Annotated in this window: 21 protein-coding genes; 11 read left to right on the forward strand and 10 right to left on the reverse strand. The window is 69.3% G+C overall.

Features of this window, described 5'->3' with window-relative positions; genetic code table 11:
* Window position 1: 1 nt before the first annotated feature.
* On the reverse strand, window positions 2-745 hold the full coding sequence (locus ACLJRL_RS30980) for an isocitrate lyase/phosphoenolpyruvate mutase family protein (protein ID WP_410659866.1): 744 nt from the start codon (window positions 743-745) through the stop codon (window positions 2-4).
* Window positions 742-1206 carry a carboxymuconolactone decarboxylase family protein gene (locus ACLJRL_RS30985; RefSeq protein WP_410659867.1) on the reverse strand — a complete coding sequence of 155 codons (465 nt, stop codon included), beginning with the start codon at window positions 1204-1206 and terminating at the stop codon, window positions 742-744. The genes ACLJRL_RS30980 and ACLJRL_RS30985 overlap by 4 nt, the downstream gene beginning before the upstream one ends.
* Before the next feature lie 46 nt (window positions 1207-1252).
* Between ACLJRL_RS30985 and ACLJRL_RS30990 the strand changes: the two genes are divergently transcribed.
* A complete protein-coding gene (locus ACLJRL_RS30990; protein ID WP_410659868.1) occupies window positions 1253-2632 on the forward strand; it encodes a PLP-dependent aminotransferase family protein in 1380 nt (459 codons plus the stop codon).
* An 84-nt stretch (window positions 2633-2716) separates the two neighbouring features.
* Here the strand turns inward: ACLJRL_RS30990 and ACLJRL_RS30995 are convergent, their stop codons facing one another.
* Entirely contained in the window at window positions 2717-3397 is a 681-nt protein-coding gene (locus ACLJRL_RS30995) for a peptidylprolyl isomerase (RefSeq protein ID WP_410659911.1), read from the reverse strand.
* A gap of 146 nt (window positions 3398-3543) precedes the next feature.
* Here ACLJRL_RS30995 and ACLJRL_RS31000 point away from each other — a divergent pair, with 146 nt between their 5' ends.
* Complete coding sequence (locus ACLJRL_RS31000; RefSeq protein WP_410659869.1) at window positions 3544-4131, forward strand: hypothetical protein; 588 nt, start codon at window positions 3544-3546, stop codon at window positions 4129-4131.
* A gap of 131 nt (window positions 4132-4262) precedes the next feature.
* Window positions 4263-4616, forward strand: a complete 354-nt coding sequence (locus tag ACLJRL_RS31005) for a beta/gamma crystallin domain-containing protein (RefSeq protein ID WP_410659870.1) — start codon at window positions 4263-4265, stop codon at window positions 4614-4616.
* Between the two features lie 46 nt (window positions 4617-4662).
* On the opposite strand, the gene meaB is transcribed toward ACLJRL_RS31005, so the two are convergent.
* Entirely contained in the window at window positions 4663-5631 is a 969-nt protein-coding gene (gene meaB / locus ACLJRL_RS31010; protein WP_410659871.1) for a methylmalonyl Co-A mutase-associated GTPase MeaB, read from the reverse strand.
* Between the two features lie 4 nt (window positions 5632-5635).
* On the reverse strand, window positions 5636-6817 hold the full coding sequence (locus ACLJRL_RS31015; protein ID WP_410659872.1) for an acetyl-CoA C-acetyltransferase: 1182 nt from the start codon (window positions 6815-6817) through the stop codon (window positions 5636-5638).
* A 132-nt stretch (window positions 6818-6949) separates the two neighbouring features.
* Between ACLJRL_RS31015 and mce the strand changes: the two genes are divergently transcribed.
* The gene (gene mce, locus ACLJRL_RS31020) at window positions 6950-7399 is read left to right on the forward strand and encodes a methylmalonyl-CoA epimerase (protein ID WP_410659873.1); all 450 of its coding nucleotides are present in this window, start codon (window positions 6950-6952) and stop codon (window positions 7397-7399) included.
* Here mce and ACLJRL_RS31025 read toward each other — a convergent pair.
* Window positions 7393-7956 (reverse strand): TetR/AcrR family transcriptional regulator, encoded by a 564-nt coding sequence (locus ACLJRL_RS31025; protein ID WP_410659874.1) that lies wholly within the window; start codon window positions 7954-7956, stop codon window positions 7393-7395. The two genes, mce and ACLJRL_RS31025, sit on opposite strands and share 7 nt — an antisense overlap.
* A 16-nt stretch (window positions 7957-7972) precedes the next feature.
* Window positions 7973-8341, reverse strand: coding sequence for an SPW repeat protein (locus tag ACLJRL_RS31030; protein ID WP_410659875.1), 369 nt, complete (start codon window positions 8339-8341; stop codon window positions 7973-7975).
* Between the two features lie 204 nt (window positions 8342-8545).
* On the opposite strand from ACLJRL_RS31030, the gene ccrA reads away from it, so the two are divergent.
* From ccrA to ACLJRL_RS31050, 4 genes are all read left to right on the forward strand, one after another.
* Window positions 8546-9886, forward strand: a complete 1341-nt coding sequence (ccrA, locus tag ACLJRL_RS31035; RefSeq protein WP_410659876.1) for a crotonyl-CoA carboxylase/reductase — start codon at window positions 8546-8548, stop codon at window positions 9884-9886.
* Window positions 9887-9990: 104 nt separating this feature from the next.
* Window positions 9991-11100, forward strand: a complete 1110-nt coding sequence (locus ACLJRL_RS31040; protein ID WP_410659912.1) for a chromosome segregation protein — start codon at window positions 9991-9993, stop codon at window positions 11098-11100.
* Window positions 11101-11206: 106 nt separating this feature from the next.
* Window positions 11207-11656 (forward strand): universal stress protein, encoded by a 450-nt coding sequence (locus ACLJRL_RS31045; RefSeq protein WP_410659877.1) that lies wholly within the window; start codon window positions 11207-11209, stop codon window positions 11654-11656.
* Window positions 11656-12831 (forward strand): adenylate cyclase regulatory domain-containing protein, encoded by a 1176-nt coding sequence (locus tag ACLJRL_RS31050; RefSeq protein ID WP_410659878.1) that lies wholly within the window; start codon window positions 11656-11658, stop codon window positions 12829-12831. The genes ACLJRL_RS31045 and ACLJRL_RS31050 overlap by 1 nt, the downstream gene beginning before the upstream one ends.
* A 47-nt stretch (window positions 12832-12878) precedes the next feature.
* Here ACLJRL_RS31050 and ACLJRL_RS31055 read toward each other — a convergent pair whose 3' ends face one another.
* The 3 genes from ACLJRL_RS31055 to ACLJRL_RS31065 are packed head-to-tail and all read right to left on the reverse strand — an operon-like array spanning window position 12879 to window position 15854.
* Entirely contained in the window at window positions 12879-14111 is a 1233-nt protein-coding gene (locus ACLJRL_RS31055; protein ID WP_410659879.1) for an aldehyde dehydrogenase family protein, read from the reverse strand.
* A 52-nt stretch (window positions 14112-14163) separates the two neighbouring features.
* Complete coding sequence (locus ACLJRL_RS31060) at window positions 14164-14877, reverse strand: M50 family metallopeptidase (RefSeq protein ID WP_410659880.1); 714 nt, start codon at window positions 14875-14877, stop codon at window positions 14164-14166.
* Between the two features lie 35 nt (window positions 14878-14912).
* Window positions 14913-15854, reverse strand: a complete 942-nt coding sequence (locus tag ACLJRL_RS31065; RefSeq protein ID WP_410659881.1) for a DNA-3-methyladenine glycosylase family protein — start codon at window positions 15852-15854, stop codon at window positions 14913-14915.
* A 138-nt stretch (window positions 15855-15992) separates the two neighbouring features.
* Between ACLJRL_RS31065 and ACLJRL_RS31070 the strand changes: the two genes are divergently transcribed.
* From ACLJRL_RS31070 to ACLJRL_RS31080, 3 genes are all read left to right on the forward strand, one after another.
* Window positions 15993-16763: a class I SAM-dependent methyltransferase gene (locus ACLJRL_RS31070; RefSeq protein ID WP_410659882.1), complete on the forward strand. Its 771-nt coding sequence runs from the start codon at window positions 15993-15995 to the stop codon at window positions 16761-16763.
* Window positions 16760-18088 carry a M20 family metallopeptidase gene (locus tag ACLJRL_RS31075; RefSeq protein ID WP_410659883.1) on the forward strand — a complete coding sequence of 443 codons (1329 nt, stop codon included), beginning with the start codon at window positions 16760-16762 and terminating at the stop codon, window positions 18086-18088. The genes ACLJRL_RS31070 and ACLJRL_RS31075 overlap by 4 nt, the downstream gene beginning before the upstream one ends.
* Window positions 18089-18167: 79 nt before the next feature.
* A complete protein-coding gene (locus ACLJRL_RS31080; RefSeq protein ID WP_410659884.1) occupies window positions 18168-19115 on the forward strand; it encodes a S1C family serine protease in 948 nt (315 codons plus the stop codon).
* Window positions 19116-19119 lie beyond the last annotated feature (4 nt).

Consider the following 19119-nt stretch of genomic DNA (forward strand, 5'->3'; position numbering starts at 1 on the left):
CTCAGTACGGCAGCTTCCCCGCTGCCAGCCCGGCCAGTTTCGCCTCGATATCGTCGCGCACCGACTTCCACAGCCCGGTGCCCAGCGAGATCCGCGCCACCCCCAGTGCGGCGAGCGCGGAGAGATCGTGGCCGCCGGGCAGCGGAGCGACGTTGACCGCGCCGGGAGCGACGGCCTTCACATAGTCGCCCAGCACGTCCTGCGACTTCACCATGATCGGGTAGACGCAGTCCGCCCCCGCCTCGAGATACGCCTTGCCCCGCGCGACGGCGTCTTCGAGTACGGCCCACTGATCGGTGGCGCCGAGGAAAACGTCGACACGGGCGTTGATCACCAGCGCGTCCCCGGCGGCCTTCCGCAACTCCGCGACCCGTTCCGCCTGCGCTTCCAGCGGCCGGAGCCCGCCGGCGACGTGGTCGGTGTCCTCGTAGTTGCAGCCGACGGCTCCCGCCTCGGCCAGCCTCTCGGCGAGTTCCCCCGCTTCGAGCCCGTAGCCGGCCTCGACGTCGACGGTCACCGGCACCGAAACGGCCCGCGCGATCCTCGCGGCCGCCGCGAACATCTCGTCGGCGGGCGCGTTTTCCCCGTCGTCGTAACCGAGCACCTTGGCGATGGCGAAGGAACTCGTTGCCACGACGGGGAATCCGGCCGCCTCCACGAGACGCGCACTGTCGGCGTCCCACGCGTTCGGCAGGAGGAGCGGCGTTCCCGCGACGTGCAGTTCCCGCAATCGGGCGGCGGTCATTCGGCGCGCTCGGGCAGCGGCGCGTGGCTGGTCACGCACATCCGGTTCCAGCTGTTGATCGCGATGGCCTCCCACACGACGGCGCGGTACTGCTCCTCGGTGAAGACGCGGGTGGCCTCTTCGTAGACGTCGTCCGGGAGGTCCTGCACGGTGGCCAGGTTCGTGATCGCCTCGGTGAGCGCGAGCGCGGCGCGCTCCTGCTCGGTGAAGAGCTCGGTCTCGCGCCAGCCCTGCAGCACGAACAGCCGTCGCGGCGACTCGCCCATCTGCAGCGCGTCGTGAGAGTGCATGTCGAGGCAGAACGCGCAGTGGTTGATCTGCGAAGAACGCATCTTCACCAGTTCGAGGATCTTCTGGTCGACGCCGGCGTTGGCGGCGGCCTTCTCGACTTCGGCCTGCAGCTTCGCCATGGCCTGGTAGATCTCGGGCACTCGCTTGCCCACGTGGATTCGCTCGGTCATGCCACTGAATTTAGCGGCAACTGGCCCACGAGTATGGTCCAGTCACATGGCAGAATCATGGTCCAGTTCGGGGATGGACGTCCACCTGGACTGGCGTCCCGAAAGCGGCCGGACCGGCCTCGCCGCGGCGATCCGCGCGGCCATCCGGGAAGGACGCTGGCAGGCGGGCGCCGCGGTGCCCTCGACCAGGGCGTTGGCGCAGGATCTCGGCGTCGCGCGCGGCACGGTCACCCGCGTCTACGCCGACCTCGCCGCCGAGGGCTACCTGCGGACAGCGCAGGGAGCGCCGACCCGGGTCGCGACCGCGGGCGCGCTGCCCGCGTCACCGCCCCGGCCCGTCCCCCGTGATCCGGCGCCGCGCTGGGACCTGCGCCCCGGCAGGCCGAACCTTGCGGCGTTCCCCCGGTCCGCCTGGCTCGCGGCGATCCGGCGGGCACTGCACAAGGCGCCGATGACGGCGTTCGACTACACCGCCGAGTCGGGCGCGGCGGAACTGCGCGAGACGCTCGCCGCGTACCTGTCCAGGAGCCGGGGCGTCGTCGCCGACCCCGAACGCATCCTGGTGTGCTCCGGGTTCTCGCACGCGATGGCGATCCTGGCGCGGGTCCTGCACGCGCGCGGCGCCGAAGAGATCGCGTTCGAGAACCCGTCGCTGCACATCTACCGGGACATCGCCGCGGCGAACGGGTCCCGCGTGGTCGGCGTGCCGGTCGACGGCCACGGCATCGAAGTGTCCGCTTTGGACAGTCCGGCGGTGGTGGTCACGCCGGCGCACCAGTACCCGCTGGGCGTCACCCTCGTGCCGCACCGACGCGCGGAACTGACCCGCTGGGCGGCGGAAACCGGCGCCGTCGTCATCGAGGACGACTACGACGGCGAGTTCCGGTTCGACCACCAGCAGGTCGGCGCGCTGCAGGCACTCGCACCCGAGCGGGTCGTGTACGTGGGGACGACGAGCAAGACACTCGCGCCGTCACTGCGTCTGGGCTGGATGGTGCTGCCGCGGTTCCTGGTCGAACCGGTGCGCGCGGAGATGTACGCGAGCGGCGCCCGGCCCGCGTTGCTGGACCAGCTCGCGCTGGCCGAACTGATCGACTCGGGCGCCTACGACCAGCACATTCGCCGTTGCCGCGCCGAATACCGGTCCCGGCGTGACAGGCTGCTGGCCGCGTTGCCGGATTTCGTGCGGCACCAAGGGATCTCGGCCGGGCTGCATCTGGTGCTCCAGTTCCCGGGCGAGGTCCCCGGCGAGATGGAGGTGATGGCCGCCTGCCGCCGTCGCGCTATCGGGCTCGAAGGGCTCAGCCGCTACTGGATCGGTGAGCCGCAGAGCGAAGGCGTCATCATCGGGTACGGCGCCGCCGCGAAGCACGCCTTCAGCGGCACGGTGCAGGCGCTGCGCGAAGCCATCTTCGAGGTCACCTGACCCCCGCGTTTCGTCCTCTAGTCGCGGTAGTTCGTTGTGCGAACCACCGCGACTAGAGGACGAAACGCCGGAGGGAGGAGGGGGTCAGCAGTACCAGGGGCGTGCGCGGAGGATGTCGGTGCGCAAGACCGGGGCGCCGTCGACCGGGGCGGGGTCATCGGGGGTGGGCTTGATGCCGCCGGCGGCGACGTCGTCGAGCGTCTCGAGGCCGTCAGCGCCCACGGTGCCGAAGATCGTGTAGTTCGGCCGCAGCGCGGAATTGCCGTACACCAGGAAGAACTGGCTGCCGTTCGTCGCCGGGCCCGCGTTGGCCATCGCGAGGACGCCGCGTTCGTACACCTTCCGCTCACCGGTCGGGTCGGTCGGCGCGGGCGGCAGGTTCGTGGGCAGTTCGTCCTTGTACTTGTAGCCGGGCCCGCCCTCGCCGGTGCCGCTCGGGTCGCCGCACTGCAGCACCTTGAGCGTCGGGTACGAGGTCAGGCGGTGGCAGGTCGTGCGGTCGTAGAACCGGTGCACAGCCAGATGCAGGAAACTCTGCACCGTGCACGGCGCTTTCGCCCGGTCGAGGGTCAGATCGATCGCGCCCTGACCGGTCTTCAGCTTCACCGGCACCTTGCCGTGACTCGGCGTGCGGCGGGGGTCCGGCGGCAGCGGGACCGGCCGCGCGGCCGGCTCGTCCGGTGTCTCCGTGTACTGGCACGGCCCCTTCGTGACCTTGGGCGGAGCGGCTTCCGCCGACGCCGTCCCGGTCCCGGCCGCGAGCATCAGCCCGGCGCCTAACACAGCCACAAAGACTTTCGCGATCCTCTGCACGGTTCCTGCCTCCCAGCCGTGGACAAGAAAGAGAGCATAGGGTGAATCCCCACGATTTCCACAGGTCCGTAAGTAGGTCCGCGACTAGGGTCGGATCCGTGGAGATCGCCGAACGACACCAGTGGCAGCTGAACGCGCTGACCTTCCTCTACGCGTACACCCAGTACATCCTGGTGCACGAGAGGGTCATGGCGGGCCTTCCGCCGGACAGGCCTGCCGAGCTCGACCAGCCGCGCATCCTCAAGCTCGCCAAGGTCGTCGACGACATGATCCTGGACTTCCGCAAGGAGGACGGCCTGAACGACACCGAACGGCGCCGGGTCGTCCGCATCTCCCGGGAGCTCAAACCGCACGTCCAAGAGAAGTGGCCCCGCGGGGACGCGGACCTGACCTCCTGGATCGCCTCGGCCGCGGCGCATTTCTACTGCGAGGAGCACGTCAACAACGGCTACGTGCGGATGGGCCGCGTCTTCGACCAGGACATGGCCGACAGGTTCCTGGAGCGCGTCGAGTTCTGCCGGGGGCAGACCGTCACCATCACGAAGTACGCCAACAAGGTCGCCGCCGGCGATGTGCTGACCGTGGGCGAGAGCAACCAGCTGGAAGTCTGGAAAGAGGACGCCATCGCCCATCTGGACAATCTGGACAGCGACTTCGGCGACATCAAGATGTACGTGGACTTCTAGGTACGAACGGTCAATCCGGCTGCCCCGATGTACCCGCGAACTGTTCGGGAAATTGACAGCGCGCGACTTTCGGCGAGATCCTCGTCTGACAAGACGCACACTCCTTTCGAAATTCCACTAAAGGAGAATCTGTGATCTCGAGCAAGAAGAAGGCCCGTCGGATCGTGGCGGCGGCGGCCGCCGCTGCCGCCGTGTTCACCCTGGCGGTGCCGACCGGGACGTCGTTCGCCATCGACCGCATTCCCTGCAAAGACGGGGAGAACTTCTTGAAGATCTGGTCACATCTCGGCGGAGGGACCAGCGTCGACTGCTACGCCAACCGTGGGAGGATCAGCTTCGGGGGCTGGTGGATCGACAGGATCTCCACCGGCAACAATGACCTGGTCTACTACGACAGCAATGGTTCCGACGTGAGAATCAACCGGTGGACCGATATCAGCTTCCCGAATCGGCCGCCGAAGGTCAGAGTCATCGAGATTCTCTGACTAAAGACTCGTGAGTGGTAATGACGGTTAGAACCGTCATTACCACTCACGAGTCCCGCAGGTCCGAAATCAGTTCTTCGGCCGCGGCGAACGGGTCGAGTTTCCGCGCGACCACGCGTTCGGCCAATTCGGTGAGCCGGTCTCCGTGCCGGAGATCGACGATCTCCGCACGCAGCTTCTGGACGGCGATCGCCTCGACCTCGTCCCGCGCCCGCGCGGCTCGACGTCGGGGCAGTTCGTCGCGCTTGACCAGCCAGTCGTGGTGTTCGGCCAGGGCGCGGACGACGTCGTCGACGCCCTCACCGCGCGAGGCCACCGTTCGCACGATCGGCTGACGCCAGCTCGGGCCGCGGATCTCTCGGCGCACCAACGAAATCATCTGCTTAAGATCGTGGATGGTCGCGTCCGCGCCTTCGCGGTCGGCCTTGTTCACCACGAACACGTCCGCGATCTCCAGCACCCCGGCCTTCGCCGCCTGGATCCCGTCGCCCATACCGGGCGCGAGCAGGACCACCGTGGTGTCGGCCAGTTTCACGACATCCACTTCGGACTGCCCGACCCCGACGGTCTCGATCAGCACGACGTCGAACCCGGCGGCGTCGAGGACGCGGACCGCCTGCGGGGTCGCCCACGACAGGCCGCCGAGATGCCCGCGGGTGGCCATCGACCGGATGAACACCCCGGGATCGGTGGCGTGCTCGGTCATCCGGATCCGGTCCCCGAGCAGCGCGCCGCCGGAGAACGGCGACGACGGGTCGATCGCCAGCACGCCGACCCTCGATCCCTCCGCCCGCAGCGCGGTGAGCAGCGAAGACGTGGATGTCGACTTGCCGACACCGGGCGGTCCGGTCAGCCCGATGACACGCGCGTTGCCGGTATGCGGCGTCAGCTTCGCCGCGACCTCGGGCAACTGTGGATGGGCGTCCTCGACCAGCGACAGCAACCGGGCGATCGCGCGGGGGACGCCGTCCCGCGCGCGACCGACCAGTTCGTCGATATCCAGCTGTACCGGCAAGGGCTTACGGGACGCGGAGGAGCAGCGCGTCGCCCTGACCGCCGCCACCGCAGAGCGCGGCGGCACCGAGGCCACCACCTCGACGGCGGAGCTCGTGGATCAGGTGCACGGCCAGCCGCGCCCCGGAAGCGCCGATCGGGTGACCGAGCGCGATGGCTCCGCCGTCGACGTTGACCTTGTCGATGTCCACGCCGAGCTTGTCGCTGGAGACCAGGCCGACGGCGGCGAATGCTTCGTTGATCTCGATGAGGTCGAGCGCGTCCGCGGTCAGCTTCTCCTTGGCCAGCGCGGCCAGGATCGCGTTCGACGGCTGCTCGTGCAGGCTCGCGTCCGGGCCGGAGACCACGCCGTGCGCGCCGATCTCGGCGAGCGCGGTGAGCCCGAGTTCCTCGGCCTTCGCCTTGCTGGCCACGATGACCGCGGCCGCGCCGTCGGAGATCTGCGACGCCGAACCGGCGGTGATGGTGCCGTCGGAGGCGAAGGCGGGACGCAGCTTCGCGAGGCTCGCGGCGGTGGTGTCCGCGCGAACGCCCTCGTCCTGGGAGAAGACGACCGGGTCGCCCTTGCGCTGCGGGACCGACACCGGCGCGATCTCGGCGTCGAAGCGGCCCTCCGCGATGGCGGCGGCGGCACGTTGGTGCGAGCGTGCGGAGAACTCGTCCTGCTGCTCGCGCGTGAGGCCGTAGCGGCTGTTGTACTTCTCCGTCGACGAACCCATCGCGACCTGGTCGAAGGCGCAGAACAGGCCGTCGTAGGCCATGTGGTCGACCAGCGTGGTGTCGCCGTATTTGAAGCCCGCGCGGGATTTCGGCAGCAGGTGCGGCGCCTGGGTCATCGACTCCTGGCCACCCGCGACGATCAGGTCGAACTCACCCGCGCGGATGAGCTGGTCGGCGAGCGCGATGGCGTCGAGACCGGAGAGGCAGACCTTGTTGATGGTCAACGCCGGGACGGTCATCGGGATGCCACCGGCCACCGCGGCCTGGCGGGCCGGGATCTGGCCGGCGCCGGCGGTGAGCACCTGGCCCATGATCGTGTACTGGACCGCGTCCGGCGAGACACCGGCCTGTTCCAGTGCCGCCTTGATCGCGAATCCACCGAGTTGCGCACCCGAGAAATCCTTCAAGGAACCGAGCAATCGCCCGATCGGTGTACGGGCGGCACCCAGGATCACGGAACCGGACACGGCGTCCTCCAAGCATCGGCGCATGGGCATAAGGCGGTCTTCGCGACCATACCCGGGGCACGACCTTCTTGATGGAGCCAGTGTGAGGCGGCGCACGCCGGTTCGCCCGCCCGCGCACTTATCCTGCTCTGCATGAACCAGGCGCTGAAACCGTTCGTGACGGCCATCGACCACGTCGGCATCGCGGTCCCCGACCTCGACGCCGCGATCGCCTTCCACGCCGAGCATTTCGGTTTGGAGGTGGCGCACGAGGAGGTCAACGAGGAGCAGGGCGTCCGCGAGGCGATGCTGCGCGCGCCGGGCACCGCGGGCACCGAGACCGCGATCCAGCTTCTCGCGCCGCTGCGCGACGATTCCGCGATCGGCAAGTTCCTCGCGAAGAGCGGCCCCGGGCTGCAGCAGCTGGCGTACCGAGTGTCCGATGTGGACGCGGCCGCGGCGGCGCTGCGGGCGCAGGGACTCCGGATGCTGTACGACGAGGCGAAGCGCGGCACGTCCGACAGCCGGGTGAACTTCGTGCACCCCAAGGACGCCGGTGGCGTACTCGTCGAATTGGTCGAGCCTGCGAAAAACGGTCACTGACGCCGAGTCAGGGCCTCCGCGATGAAAGCTACTTCGCGATCGATCTCGGCGGGGTCCCCGTCCTCGCTGTGCCGTGCTGTCGCGTGCCGGTGGCTGACCGCCCGCGCGAGCAGCCCGGACGCCGAATCGACGTCGGCGATCGCGAGTTTGCCGCCGGTCGCGGCGACGATCACCGCCTTCACCTGACGGACCAGTTGCTGGAACCGTTCTGCCAGCGCGTCGCGGACAGCGCGGTGCGTGTCGGCCTCGCGCCACAACAGGTGCGACAACGCCAAGGACCGGTTGAACCGCCTGTCGAGTTCTCCGACGAGCCCGCGCAAGCTGCCCGCGAGGTCACCGGGGACCACCACGACGGCCGGTTCGATCCGGGCGTCCGGTAGTTCGGCGACCAGCGCGGTCAGCAGGTCCGACTTACGCCGGAAGTAGTAGTGCACCAGGCCTTTGGGCACGCCGGCCCGCGTGGCGATCCGGGACGTGGGGGTGGCGTCGAATCCGGACTCGGCGAAGAGCGCCTCCGCTGCTCGCAGGATGCGCTGCTTCGCCGAATCCTCTTTCACGCCGTCTCCCGTCGGCTCAGTGCTGCCCTGCCATCTTGTGCGTCGCCTGGGCGATCGGCATCGCGGCCGCCCCGGCCACCACGGTCAGGACGCCACCGATCCAGGCCGTCCAGGACGCGCCCATGAAGTCGGCGTATCCCATCACCCAGGGCGAAACGAACAGCAGCGCGCCCAGCACGATCTGGACGCCCTCGCCGTAGACCATGCCAGGCATCGCAAGCGACGCGAGGCCGTCGAGGGCGATCAGTGCGCCGAGGATGACGAGCGTCCACATGGCGGTGCTGTCGGTGGTCATCCAGAGGGGTGAAACCGCGACGACGACACCGATGGCCACCTCCGCCCAGTCATGGGGACGGGTCCAAGGGCGCGTCGTGGGTTCATTCATGCGTGCTCACCTCCGAATATCGGCGAAACCTGCAGGTCGGAGAGATCTCCACGGTCGATCGTCCGCTTGATTGGCCGGCCGGTCAAGACCGGGCGATAACACTTCGGGATGTGTACGTGCTCCACGTCTCGTAGAGTTGTGGTCTTGGGTTACCCGTGAGTAATTTGAGTCGCCAACGCCGTCCCCCCATTCGCGGAGGTTTCGATGACGCAGCTCGGCGAGATCAAGCAGGCCATTCTGAACGATGACCTCGGTGCCATCGCGTCGCTCGACGTGCCGGAGAGCTATCGCGGAGTGACCGTGCACGCCGACGAGGCCGGCATGTTCGAAGGCCTCGAAAGCCGCGACAAGGATCCCCGCAAGTCGCTGCACGTGGACGAGGTCCCGACACCGGAACTGGGCCCCGGCGAGGCGCTGGTCGCGGTCATGGCGAGCGCGATCAACTACAACACCGTCTGGACCTCGATCTTCGAGCCGGTCTCGACCTTCAAGTTCCTGGAGCGCTACGGGCGGATCTCACCGCTGTCGAAGCGCCATGACCTGCCCTACCACGTCGTCGGCTCGGATCTGTCCGGCGTCGTCCTGCGCACCGGCGCCGGCGTCCACAACTGGAAGCCGGGCGACGAGGTCGTCGCGCACTGCCTCAACGTGGAACTCGAAGGCCCGGACGGGCACAACGACACGATGCTCGACACCGAGCAGCGCATCTGGGGCTTCGAAACGAACTTCGGCGGGCTCGCCGAGGTCGCGCTGGTCAAGGCGAACCAGCTGATGCCGAAACCGGCCCACCTCACCTGGGAGGAGTCCGCCTCCCCCGGTCTGGTGAACTCGACGGCCTACCGGCAGCTGGTCTCGCGCAACGGCGCCGACATGAAGCAGGGCGACGTCGTGCTGATCTGGGGCGCCTCGGGCGGTCTCGGCTCCTACGCGACGCAGTACGCGCTCAACGGCGGCGCGATCCCCGTGTGCGTGGTCTCCAGCCCCGAAAAAGCGGAGATCTGCCGGAAGCTGGGCGCCGAGCTGATCATCGACCGCAACGCCGAGGGCTACAAGTTCTGGAAGGACGAGAACAACCAGGACCCGAAGGAATGGCAGCGGTTCGGCAAGAAGATCCGCGAGCTGACCGGCGGCGAGGACCCGGACATCGTCTTCGAGCACCCGGGCCGGGAGACCTTCGGCGCCTCGGTCTACGCGGCGCGCAAGGGCGGCACGATCGTCACGTGCGCCTCGACGTCCGGGTTCATGCACCAGTACGACAACCGGTATCTCTGGATGAACCTGAAGCGGATCATCGGCAGCCACTTCGCGAACTACCGCGAATCGTGGGAGGCGAACCGGCTGATCTCGAAAGGTCTGATCCACCCGACGCTCTCCAAGGTGTACTCGCTCGAGGACACCGGACAGGCCGCGCTGGACGTCCACCGCAACGCCCACCAGGGCAAGGTCGGCGTGCTCACCCTTGCGCCGGAAGAAGGTCTGGGTGTCCGGAACCACGAACTGCGCGCGAAACACCTCGACGCGATCAACGCGTTCAGGAACGTTTAGCGCGCCAGAACGCGCTTTCGCCGCGCGTTCCGTGGGTGCTCACCCTTCCGTGACTCCAGCTCGACTACGGTAGAAGGATGAGCCTTGGCGAGGAACGGGAGCTAGTGCCGCTGGGAGCCGGCTTCGACGTGGCGAAGCGCGGTTACAGCCGTGCGCAGGTCGACGAACATCTCGAACGGCTGGATGCCGATCTCAAGATGCTCACCGCCGATCGCGATGCCGCCATCGGGCAGTCGGGCGACCTGGCACGGCAGCTGGAGATCGCGCGCGGCGAGATCGCGGACCTGCGCGGCCAGGTGGACAGGCTGGCCCAGCCGCCGACGAGCGTCGAAGGCCTTTCCGAGCGCCTGCAGCGGATGTTGCGGCTCGCGCAGGACGAAGCCGCGGACACCAAAGCGCGCGCCGAGGCCGAAGCCGGCCACATCCGCGCGAAGGCGGAGACCGACGCGAGCGCCATGCGCGCCCGCTACGAGCAGCTGCTCAACGAGCTCGACCTCCGGCGCAAGGAGATGGAGGCCGAGCACCGCGGTGTGCTCGAAACCGCCCGCGCCGAGGCCAAGGACATCACCGACAAGGCGAAGGCCGAACGCGACAAGCTCGACGCCGAATCGCAGCAGCGCCGCACCCAGGTCGAAGAGGACTTCGAGATCGCGATGGCCTCGCGGCGCACCGAGGCCATGCACGCGCTGGCCGAGCAGGAGGCCGCGAGCAAGACCGAAGCCGCCCGCCGGGTCCGCGAGGCCACCGAGGACGCGGCCACCATCCGCGCCAAGGTGCTCGAAGAGGAGACGGCGGCCAAGTCCGACATCGATCGCCGTCAGCGGGAATCGGTCGCCGACGCCAACAAGCGCAAACAGGACTCGATCACCGAGGCCAACGCCCGGCTCGCCGAGGCCGCCGACGAGGCACGCCGCCGCGTCCGGCAGGCCACCGAGGAGTCGAACCGGCGGATCACCCAGGCCACCGAACGGGTCGAATCGCTGCGCAAGGTGCGCTCCAGCCTCGCCGAGCAGGTCCGCACCGCGCGGACCGCGCTCGCCGAAGCGACGCACGTGCTCGGCGACGAACCGCACGTCCCGGCGGATCTGAAGGCCAAGCCGTCCCCGGACTCGGAGGCCACGGTGCAGCTCCGGACGGCCGATGTGCCGAAGGCCACATCAGGAGCGAAGCCTTCACCTCGACCTGCGGCAGCGCAGAAACCGACTGGCGAGTAACCTTCTCCTCCGACCCCGCTCACGACGGCCTGCGGGCCGGTCGTCGAGCGGTTATCGTCGCTGCTCGCGCGCGTGTGCGGGCTGAGGAGATCGGTGGAGGTTGCGGATGGCTGCATATCGGACCGTGGTCGTGGGCACGGACGGATCGGATTCCTCGTTCGCGGCGGTAGACCGCGCCGCGAGCGTCGCCGGGGACTCCGGAGCGACCCTGGTCATCGTGTGCGCCTACTACCCCGCCAACAAGGGCGATGTGGAGAAGGCACAGGACGCCCTCGGTGACGAGGCGTACCAGGTCGTGGGCTCGGCCCCGGCCGAGGACACCCTGCTGTCCGCCCGTGACCGGGCCGCCAAGGCCGGCGCGAAGGACATCGAGACCTCGGCACTGGTCGGCGACCCCGTCGACGCGCTGCGCAAGGTCGTCGCCGACCGCTCCGCGGACCTGCTGGTGGTCGGCAACCGCGGGCTGAACACGCTCGCCGGCCGCATCCTGGGCTCCGTGCCGTCCGAGGTCGCGCGGAAGTCCGGGGTCGACGTACTCATCGTCCACACCACCTAATGGCCGATCCCGGCGAGGTCTCGCCCGATGCGCTGCAGCAGCGTCTCGAACGGATCCTGCTCGGCGGCCGACGCAAGTACACCCGGCTCGAAGTCGCGGAGAAGGCCGGCGTTCCCGAAGACCGCTCCCGGCGGCTTTGGCGGGCGCTGGGCTTCGCGACGGTCGAGGACGACGAGGTCGTCTTCACCGACGCCGACATCGAGGCCATCCGCACGGCCGACCAGCTGATGAACTCGGGCCTGATCGACCCGAGCATCGAGCTGGCGGTGACGCGCGCGCTGGGCCAGCACCTTTCGCGGCTCGCGGAATGGCAGGTCCACATGCTGTGGGCGATGATCACCGAGAACAAGGACATCGGCACCAGCGAACGCCAGATCGCGCGGCTCGTCGACAGGCTGCTGCCCGAACTCGAGAAGGTGCAGAACTTCGTCTGGCGGCGGCATCTCGCGGCCTACGCCGGACGGGCGTTCGCGGCCCCGGACGAAGACCTCGAAGCCAGGACCGAGGTCGTCGGGTTCGTCGACATGGTCGGCTACACCCGGCTGACCAGGCAGGTCGGCGAGGACGAGCTGAGCGCCATCCTCGACCGGTTCGAATCGGTCGCCACCGAAGTGGTCGCCGAGCACCGCGGGCGGATCGTGAAAATGATCGGCGACGAGGTGCTGTTCGTCGCCGACTCCGCCGTCGACGGCGCCGAGATCGCCCTGGCGTTGTCCGAGCGCGCCGACACCGACGACACCCTGCCCGCCGTGCGCGCCGGTCTGGCCTCGGGCCGCATCCTCAGCCGTTTCGGCGACGTCTACGGCTCTGTCGTGAACGTCGCCGCCCGCCTCACCTCGGTCGCCCGGCCCGGCACGATCCTGGTCGACAAGGAACTCGCCCTCGAACTCGCCGACGAGGCCGCGTACGAGGTGCGGACCCGGCGGCCGGTGTCGGTGCGGGGTTACAACCGGCTTCGTCCCTCTTCGCTGCGGCGAGCACGGGACCGGCCTTCCGGCATGTTCGCGTCTTCGCAGCAGCTGGCCGCCGAGATGCTGGGGCTGGCTCCTGGGGTCGCGTCGACGCCTGCCGCCGTGTCTGTGTCGGCTGAGGTGGAGGACGCCGTCGAAGAGGTCATCGAGGACGCTACGGCCGATTCGCTGCCTCCACGGCCCAAGCGGCGCCGACGTCGCTGACCCCAGCACGCCCGCGATTAGTCCTCTAAGTGCGGGCGTGCTCGGGGTCAGGCGGGCAGGACGGCGTACTGGCGCACGTACAGGTCGGTGTAGGTCACCGGACCGCGCGGGCCGGGGACCTTGTCCAGGTTGATGCCGGTCTCGGGGACGGCGAGGAGCTTGAAGCCGTCCAGCAGGCGCGTCGGGGCGTTCCAGAAGACTCCGGTGCCGGTGTAGGCGTCGAAGAACGCGTCGGCGGCGTCGCTGGATTCGGTGGCGATGCCGGCGGCCAGTCCCGAGGTCTGCTCGTTGGCGATCTCCGCCGCTTCGGCCAGGCTGGTGACCTTCGCGACCGTGACGGTGGCTTCGCGATCGGAGTCGAGCGCCCATTCGTAGCCGATGGCGTGCTCGTGCGGCGCGAGCGACGCGGTGACACCGCGTTCGGCCAGTGCGCCGGCGATTCCGGGCCAGACCCGGTCGTGGGCGTCCTCGTGGATCAGCAGCAGGTTCAGCCGGTTGCAGACGCCGAGCCGATCAAGGCTGTTGAAGACCAGGTCGCGCACCTTGTCGGTGTCGGACGCATCGTCGATGTAGAGCACTCCGCCGCCGTCGGCGTGGGCCAGCGTGCGGACGCCGTGGACGGCCGCCTCGGTGGCCAGCGCACGGGTGCTGTCGCCACTGCCGCGCAGGATCACCAGCGGCACCAGCGCGGGGAACCGCACCAGTGCGGAGGCGGCCTCACGCTCGGCGCGCGGCACCAGCTGGATGACGTCCGGGTCGATGCCCGCCTCGGCGAGCGCGGGGGCGATCACGGTCTCGCGCAGGCGCTGGGCCGAGCCGAGCGCGGCCGAGCCCGTGCGGAGAACCCCGCCGTTGCGCGACTTCACCAGCTGCGAAGCGACGTCGACGGTGACGTTCGGGCGCGCCTCGTAGTTCGCGCCGATCACGCCGACCGGGCGGCGGCGTTCGACCAGCCGCAGTCCACCGTCCAAAGTGGACACGTCGACGGAGCGCTCCTGGTGCGGCGCACCGGCCAGCAGGCGAAGCTGTTCGGCCATGCCGGTCAGCCGCTCGGGGGTGATCGTGAGCCTGTCGAGCAGACCCGCGCTCATCCCGTCCTCGCGCGCCTTGGCGATATCCGCCTGGTTGGCTTCGAGCACCGCGTCGGCGTGTTCGACCAGCTTGCCCGCCATGGCGTTCAGCGCGGCGTCGATGGCTTCCGCGGACGCGGCGGCCAGCGACGGCGCGGCCCGTTTCGCCGATCGAGCGCATTCCTCGACGGCCTTGGCGACCTCGTCCATCTCCGGCTCCTTCCGCGCGGAATCGAGCCATCAGTCTGCCGTACCGCCCCGGTCAGCCGACGGTCGGCTCCAGCAGCCACAACCCGCCCGCGAAGAGACAGCTCACCGTCAGCACGGCCATCACCAGCACCCACAGCACCGCGGGCACGCCGGTGAGCCTGCCGAGCTGATCGGCGTCGGAATCCCTGGCCCCGCCGCGGCGCCGTTTGATCTGCAGCTCGATCACCGGCCGGACGCCGCCGAACAGCAGGAACCAGGTCAGCAGGTAGACGAAGATCGCCTGGAACCACGACGGCGCCACCAGCGCCACCAGGCCGAGCACCACCGAGCTGGTGACCACCGCGAACACGCCGTAGGTGTTGCGCACCATCACCAGCACGCCCAGCAGCATCAGCGCCATCACGATCAGCACGACGGTGATCAGGTCCGACGACAGCAGACCGGCGAACACCAGCCCGAGCACGGCGGCGGCCGGGTACCCGGCCAGCGCGGTGAACGCCATGCCCGGCCCCTCGGGCTTGCCGCGGGACACCGTGACGCCGGACGTGTCCGAGTGCAGTTTGATCCCTTGCAAGCGTCGGCCGACCAGCACCGCCGCGAGGGCGTGACCGGCCTCGTGGACGAGCGTGACCAGGTTGCGGGCGATCCGCCACGGCCTGCCTGACAGCACGACGAGCAGCGCCAGACCACCGGTGACCAGGGTGATCGTGCCGGGCGGGGTGGACTGGGCGATGTCGGAAACCGTGTCCGCGGGAGACGAGCTCACGTGTCCAGCTCACCACAAGCCGGATCCGGCCGGTGTCAGGCGGTGGCGGAACCTCCGATCTCCCGCATGCGAAACTCCCGGTCGTTGCGCAGGGCGAAGGCCACCCAGCTGCGGTACGGCCGCCACGCGACGGCCAGTTCCTCCAGCTCGTCCGGAGGGGCCAGCGGCAGGTCGTAGGCCGTTCTCATCGCGTCCTGCAGCCGTGGCTCGTCACTGGGGAAGACGTCCGGATGCCCGGCACCCCGGATCAGGATCAGCTGCGCCGAGAACGGGCCGATCCCCGGCAGCCGCTGCAACCACCGAAGCGCCTCCGGAACCGGCATGGCTCGCAGGTAACCGGCGTCGAGCAGGCCGTCCTTGGCGGCATTGGCCACCGAGCGCAGCCGCTCGACCTTCACCTCCGGCACGCCGGGCCGGACCTCGATCCCGGCCAAGGCGTCCGGCCCCGGGAACGACCTGACGATTCGCCCGCCGACGTCCACCGGCCTGCCGAGTTCCTCGGCGAACCGCTGTTTCGTCCCGGCGGCCTGCGCCATGGACGTCCGATTGCTCAGGATCGCCCAGCAAGCAGCTTCGTACGGCGAAGAGAACAAGACCGGCCGTAGTCCGGGGAAGTCCTGTTGCAGCCGGCGCACCACGGGGTCCGCGTGGCCGACGCGGGCGAAACCGACCCCGTCGACGTCCACGGAGAGGATCCGCCGCACCTGGGCGGCGACCTCGACGGCGAGCCCTTCCCCGGCGAAGACCTCGACTTCGATGGAGCCGGGCGATCTCTGTCTTACGGCCGCACCGACGTGTTCCCATCCTGCCTCCGCTGGGAAGGCGAGCCGCAGCGTGCCGGGTTCGGCGGCGGCGTCCGCGCGGCACGCGGGCGGGAACCCGGTCAGGAACCGGATGGACTGGTCGAGGTCGAACGGTCCGCGCACCGGGATGCGCAGGGTGGTCGAGGCGGCGTGCTGCAGGGTCGAGCCGGTCATTTTCGTGCTCCTTCGGCTGGGGAACGGCGACTCCACGGACGTTAGAGACGGGTACCGACAGTTTCGGAGCACAACGCGGGAAATGTCGCGAACGGTCCTTTCATGGCAGATTCTCGGGTGAGGCGAAGGGAGCCAACGATGCCGAACAACCGCGAACGTCTCGAAAGCCTGCTTCGACCGGGCACCGCCCCTGGCGAGTCCGGCGCGGGTTTTCTCGACCTGCTGGGCGAAATCCCGCAGGCGGGGCCGCCGACCGGACTCGCGCAACGGCTGATGCGTACCTCCGCCGTCCCGATGATCTACGAGCGCTATTGGCGCCCGACGCTGGGCAGGGTCGCGAAAGGACTCAACGGCCCGAGCATGGCGGACGAGGTCCGCATCGCGGTCGAAGCGCTCGGGCTGCGGCCCGGACAGGTCGTGCTGGACGTCGCCTGCGGAACCGGCCGGTTCACCCGCGCGTTCGGTGAGGCCGTCGGCCCGGACGGGCTGTCGATCGGGCTCGACGGTTCGGTCACCATGCTGGACAAGGCGCTCGCCGCCCCTTCCCCGGCTTCCGTGACGTACCTGCGCGCCGACGCCGTCGACCTGCCGCTCGGTGAATCCACTGTGGACGCCGTCTGCTGCTTCGCCGCGCTGCACATGTTCGCCGACCCGGACGCGGCGCTGGACTCGTTCGCGCGCGCGCTGAAACCCGGCGGCTCGGTCGTCATGCTGACCAGCGCCCGGCACGGCGATCAGCCGAGGAAACTCGCCGACACCGTCCTCGGCAGGCTGAGCGGCCAGCGGATGTTCGACCGCGGCGAGGTCGCGACGAAGCTGACCCGGCGCGGATTCGATCAAGTGGAGGAGCGCTACTCCGGCGTCACGCAAATCGTCACGGGAGAGCTACCGGTTAACATCCGGCCATGATCCGCTCTGAGCACGCTTCGCCGATTCCCCCCGACGACAGCTACCTCCGCTCGCTGGTCGAAGCGACCGCGGACGCCGTCGCCGCGGCCGAGCCCCTCGGCTCGCCGCATGACGGCGCGGATTCCGCCACGAAGGAAGCCGTCAAGGCCGAGATCCGTGCCCTGTCTGCGGAATTGGTCGAGCTGAGCCAAGATCTGCACGCTCACCCCGAAGAGGGTTTCGCCGAGCACCGCTCGGTCCGCGCGCTGGGCGATCTGCTCCGGCGGCACGGGCACGACGTGACGATCGGCGCGGGCGGGCTGGACACCGCGCTGGTCGCGACCACTCCCGGGAGTGGTCCGCATATCGCGGTCCTCTCCGAATACGACGCGCTCCCCGGGCTCGGCCACGGCTGCGGCCACAACGTCATCTGCACCACGGGCGCGGGCGGTTTCCTCGGCGCGGCGGCGGTCGCCGAACGGCTCGGCGGACGGGTCTCGCTGATCGGCACCCCGGCCGAAGAAGGCGGTGGCGGCAAGGAAACCCTGGCCCGCGCGGGAGTCTTCGACGACGTCGACGCCGTGGTCATGCTGCACCCGTTCAGCCACGACATCGCGATGCACCCGTTCCTCGGCAGGCGCCAGCTGGAAATGGTGTTCCACGGTGTCGGGGCGCACGCGTCGGCCCAGCCGTTCATGGGCCGCAACGCGCTCGACGCCGCCGTCGCCGCGTACCAGGGTGTCGCCGCGCTTCGGCAGCATCTGCCGTCCAGCGACCGCGCGCACGGCGTCTTCACCGACGGCGGCGCGCGGCCGAACGTCGTGCCCGAGCGCGCCGCACTGCTGTTCTACCTGCGGTCCGCGCAGCCGGACACGCTGCGCGATCTCGCCGAGCGGGTTTCGGCGATCGCCCGCGGCGCGGCGGAGATGACCGGCTGCGGCGTCGAACTGCACTGGGACGGCCAGCCCGCGTACCTGCCGATCCGGTTCAACACCACGCTCGCCGGGCGCTGGTCGGTGCACCAGGTCGAGGCCGGGCGCAAACCGCTGCCGCCGGGGATCGTGCCCGAGTTCCTCACCGGCTCGACCGACCTCGGCAACCTCTCCTACCGGATGCCGGCGATCCACCCGATGCTCGCCATCGCCGGACCGACGACCGCCTTGCACACCAAGGAGTTCGCGGCCGCGGCCGGTTCACCGGACGGCGATCGCGCGGTCGTCGACGGCGCGCTGGGCCTGGCGATGACCGCCGTCGACTACCTGGCGGACGCGGAACTCCGCGCGGCGGTGCACGAGGAGTTCGAGGCGTCGGGCGGCGCGATGGACGTTCCCCGGTTCTTCGACTGAGTTTCTCAGGTAATTCTTCTCAGGGAAGCACAGGGGTTTTCCACAGCCGGTTCACAAGTACGGGTACGAATCTGGTGCCATGACCGAGAACGAGAGTCGGCCCGGCCCCGCCTCCCCCGGTGGGCACCAGCCGCCGCACCAGCAGACCTACGGCTATACCCCTTGGCAGGCCGCGCCGAATCCGCTCTTCACCCCGCAGCCTCCCCCCGCTCCGCGCAAGAAGGGCGGCCGTATCGCCGTCCTCGTCAGCGCGACGGCGCTCGGTGCCGCGCTCGTCGGCGGAGTCGGTGGAGCGGCGCTCGTCGGGCTCGACTCGGCGTCGTCGTCCGGCACGGGTTCCTCCGCGGTCGCCAACGGGCAACTGGTCGGGAACAACACCTCGGGTGACGTCAGCGGGGTCGCCGCGAAGGTGACGCCGAGCGTCGTCCAGGTGAACGTGTCCACCTCACAAGGCCAAGCGGTCGGCTCCGGCGTCATCCTGACGGCGGACGGGCGCATCCTCACCAACGCCCACGTCGTCGCCGACGCCGAAGGCGACGTCACCGTCACCCTTTCGAACGGCAAGCAGTACAAGGCGAGCGTGGTCGGTTCGGACACGAAGGCCGACATCGCCGTCCTCCAGGCAAAGGACGCGAGCGGTCTGACGCCGGCTTCGCTGGGCGACTCCAGCAAACTCGTGGCCGGCCAGCAGGTCGTCGCGATCGGCTCGCCCGGCGGGCTGCAGAACACCGTGACCACCGGGATCGTGAGTGCGCTGAACCGCAAGCTCGACGAACTGAGCGGCGGCCAGGACAAGCGTTCGCCGTACAGCCGGACCACGAACGAAGCAGGCCCGAGCTACACCGCGATCCAGACCGACGCCCCGATCAACCAGGGCAACTCGGGCGGGGCGCTGGTGGACGCGCAGGGGAACGTCATCGGCATCAACTCGGCGCTGTACAACCCGGCCTCCACCGGCAGCATCGGCATCGGCTTCGCGATCCCGATCAACGATGCCAAGAAGATCGTCGACCAGATCGTCGGCTGAAGTC

Origin of the sequence: Amycolatopsis sp. lyj-112, assembly GCF_046549055.1 — a bacterium.
Classification (GTDB): Bacteria; Actinomycetota; Actinomycetes; order Mycobacteriales; family Pseudonocardiaceae; genus Amycolatopsis.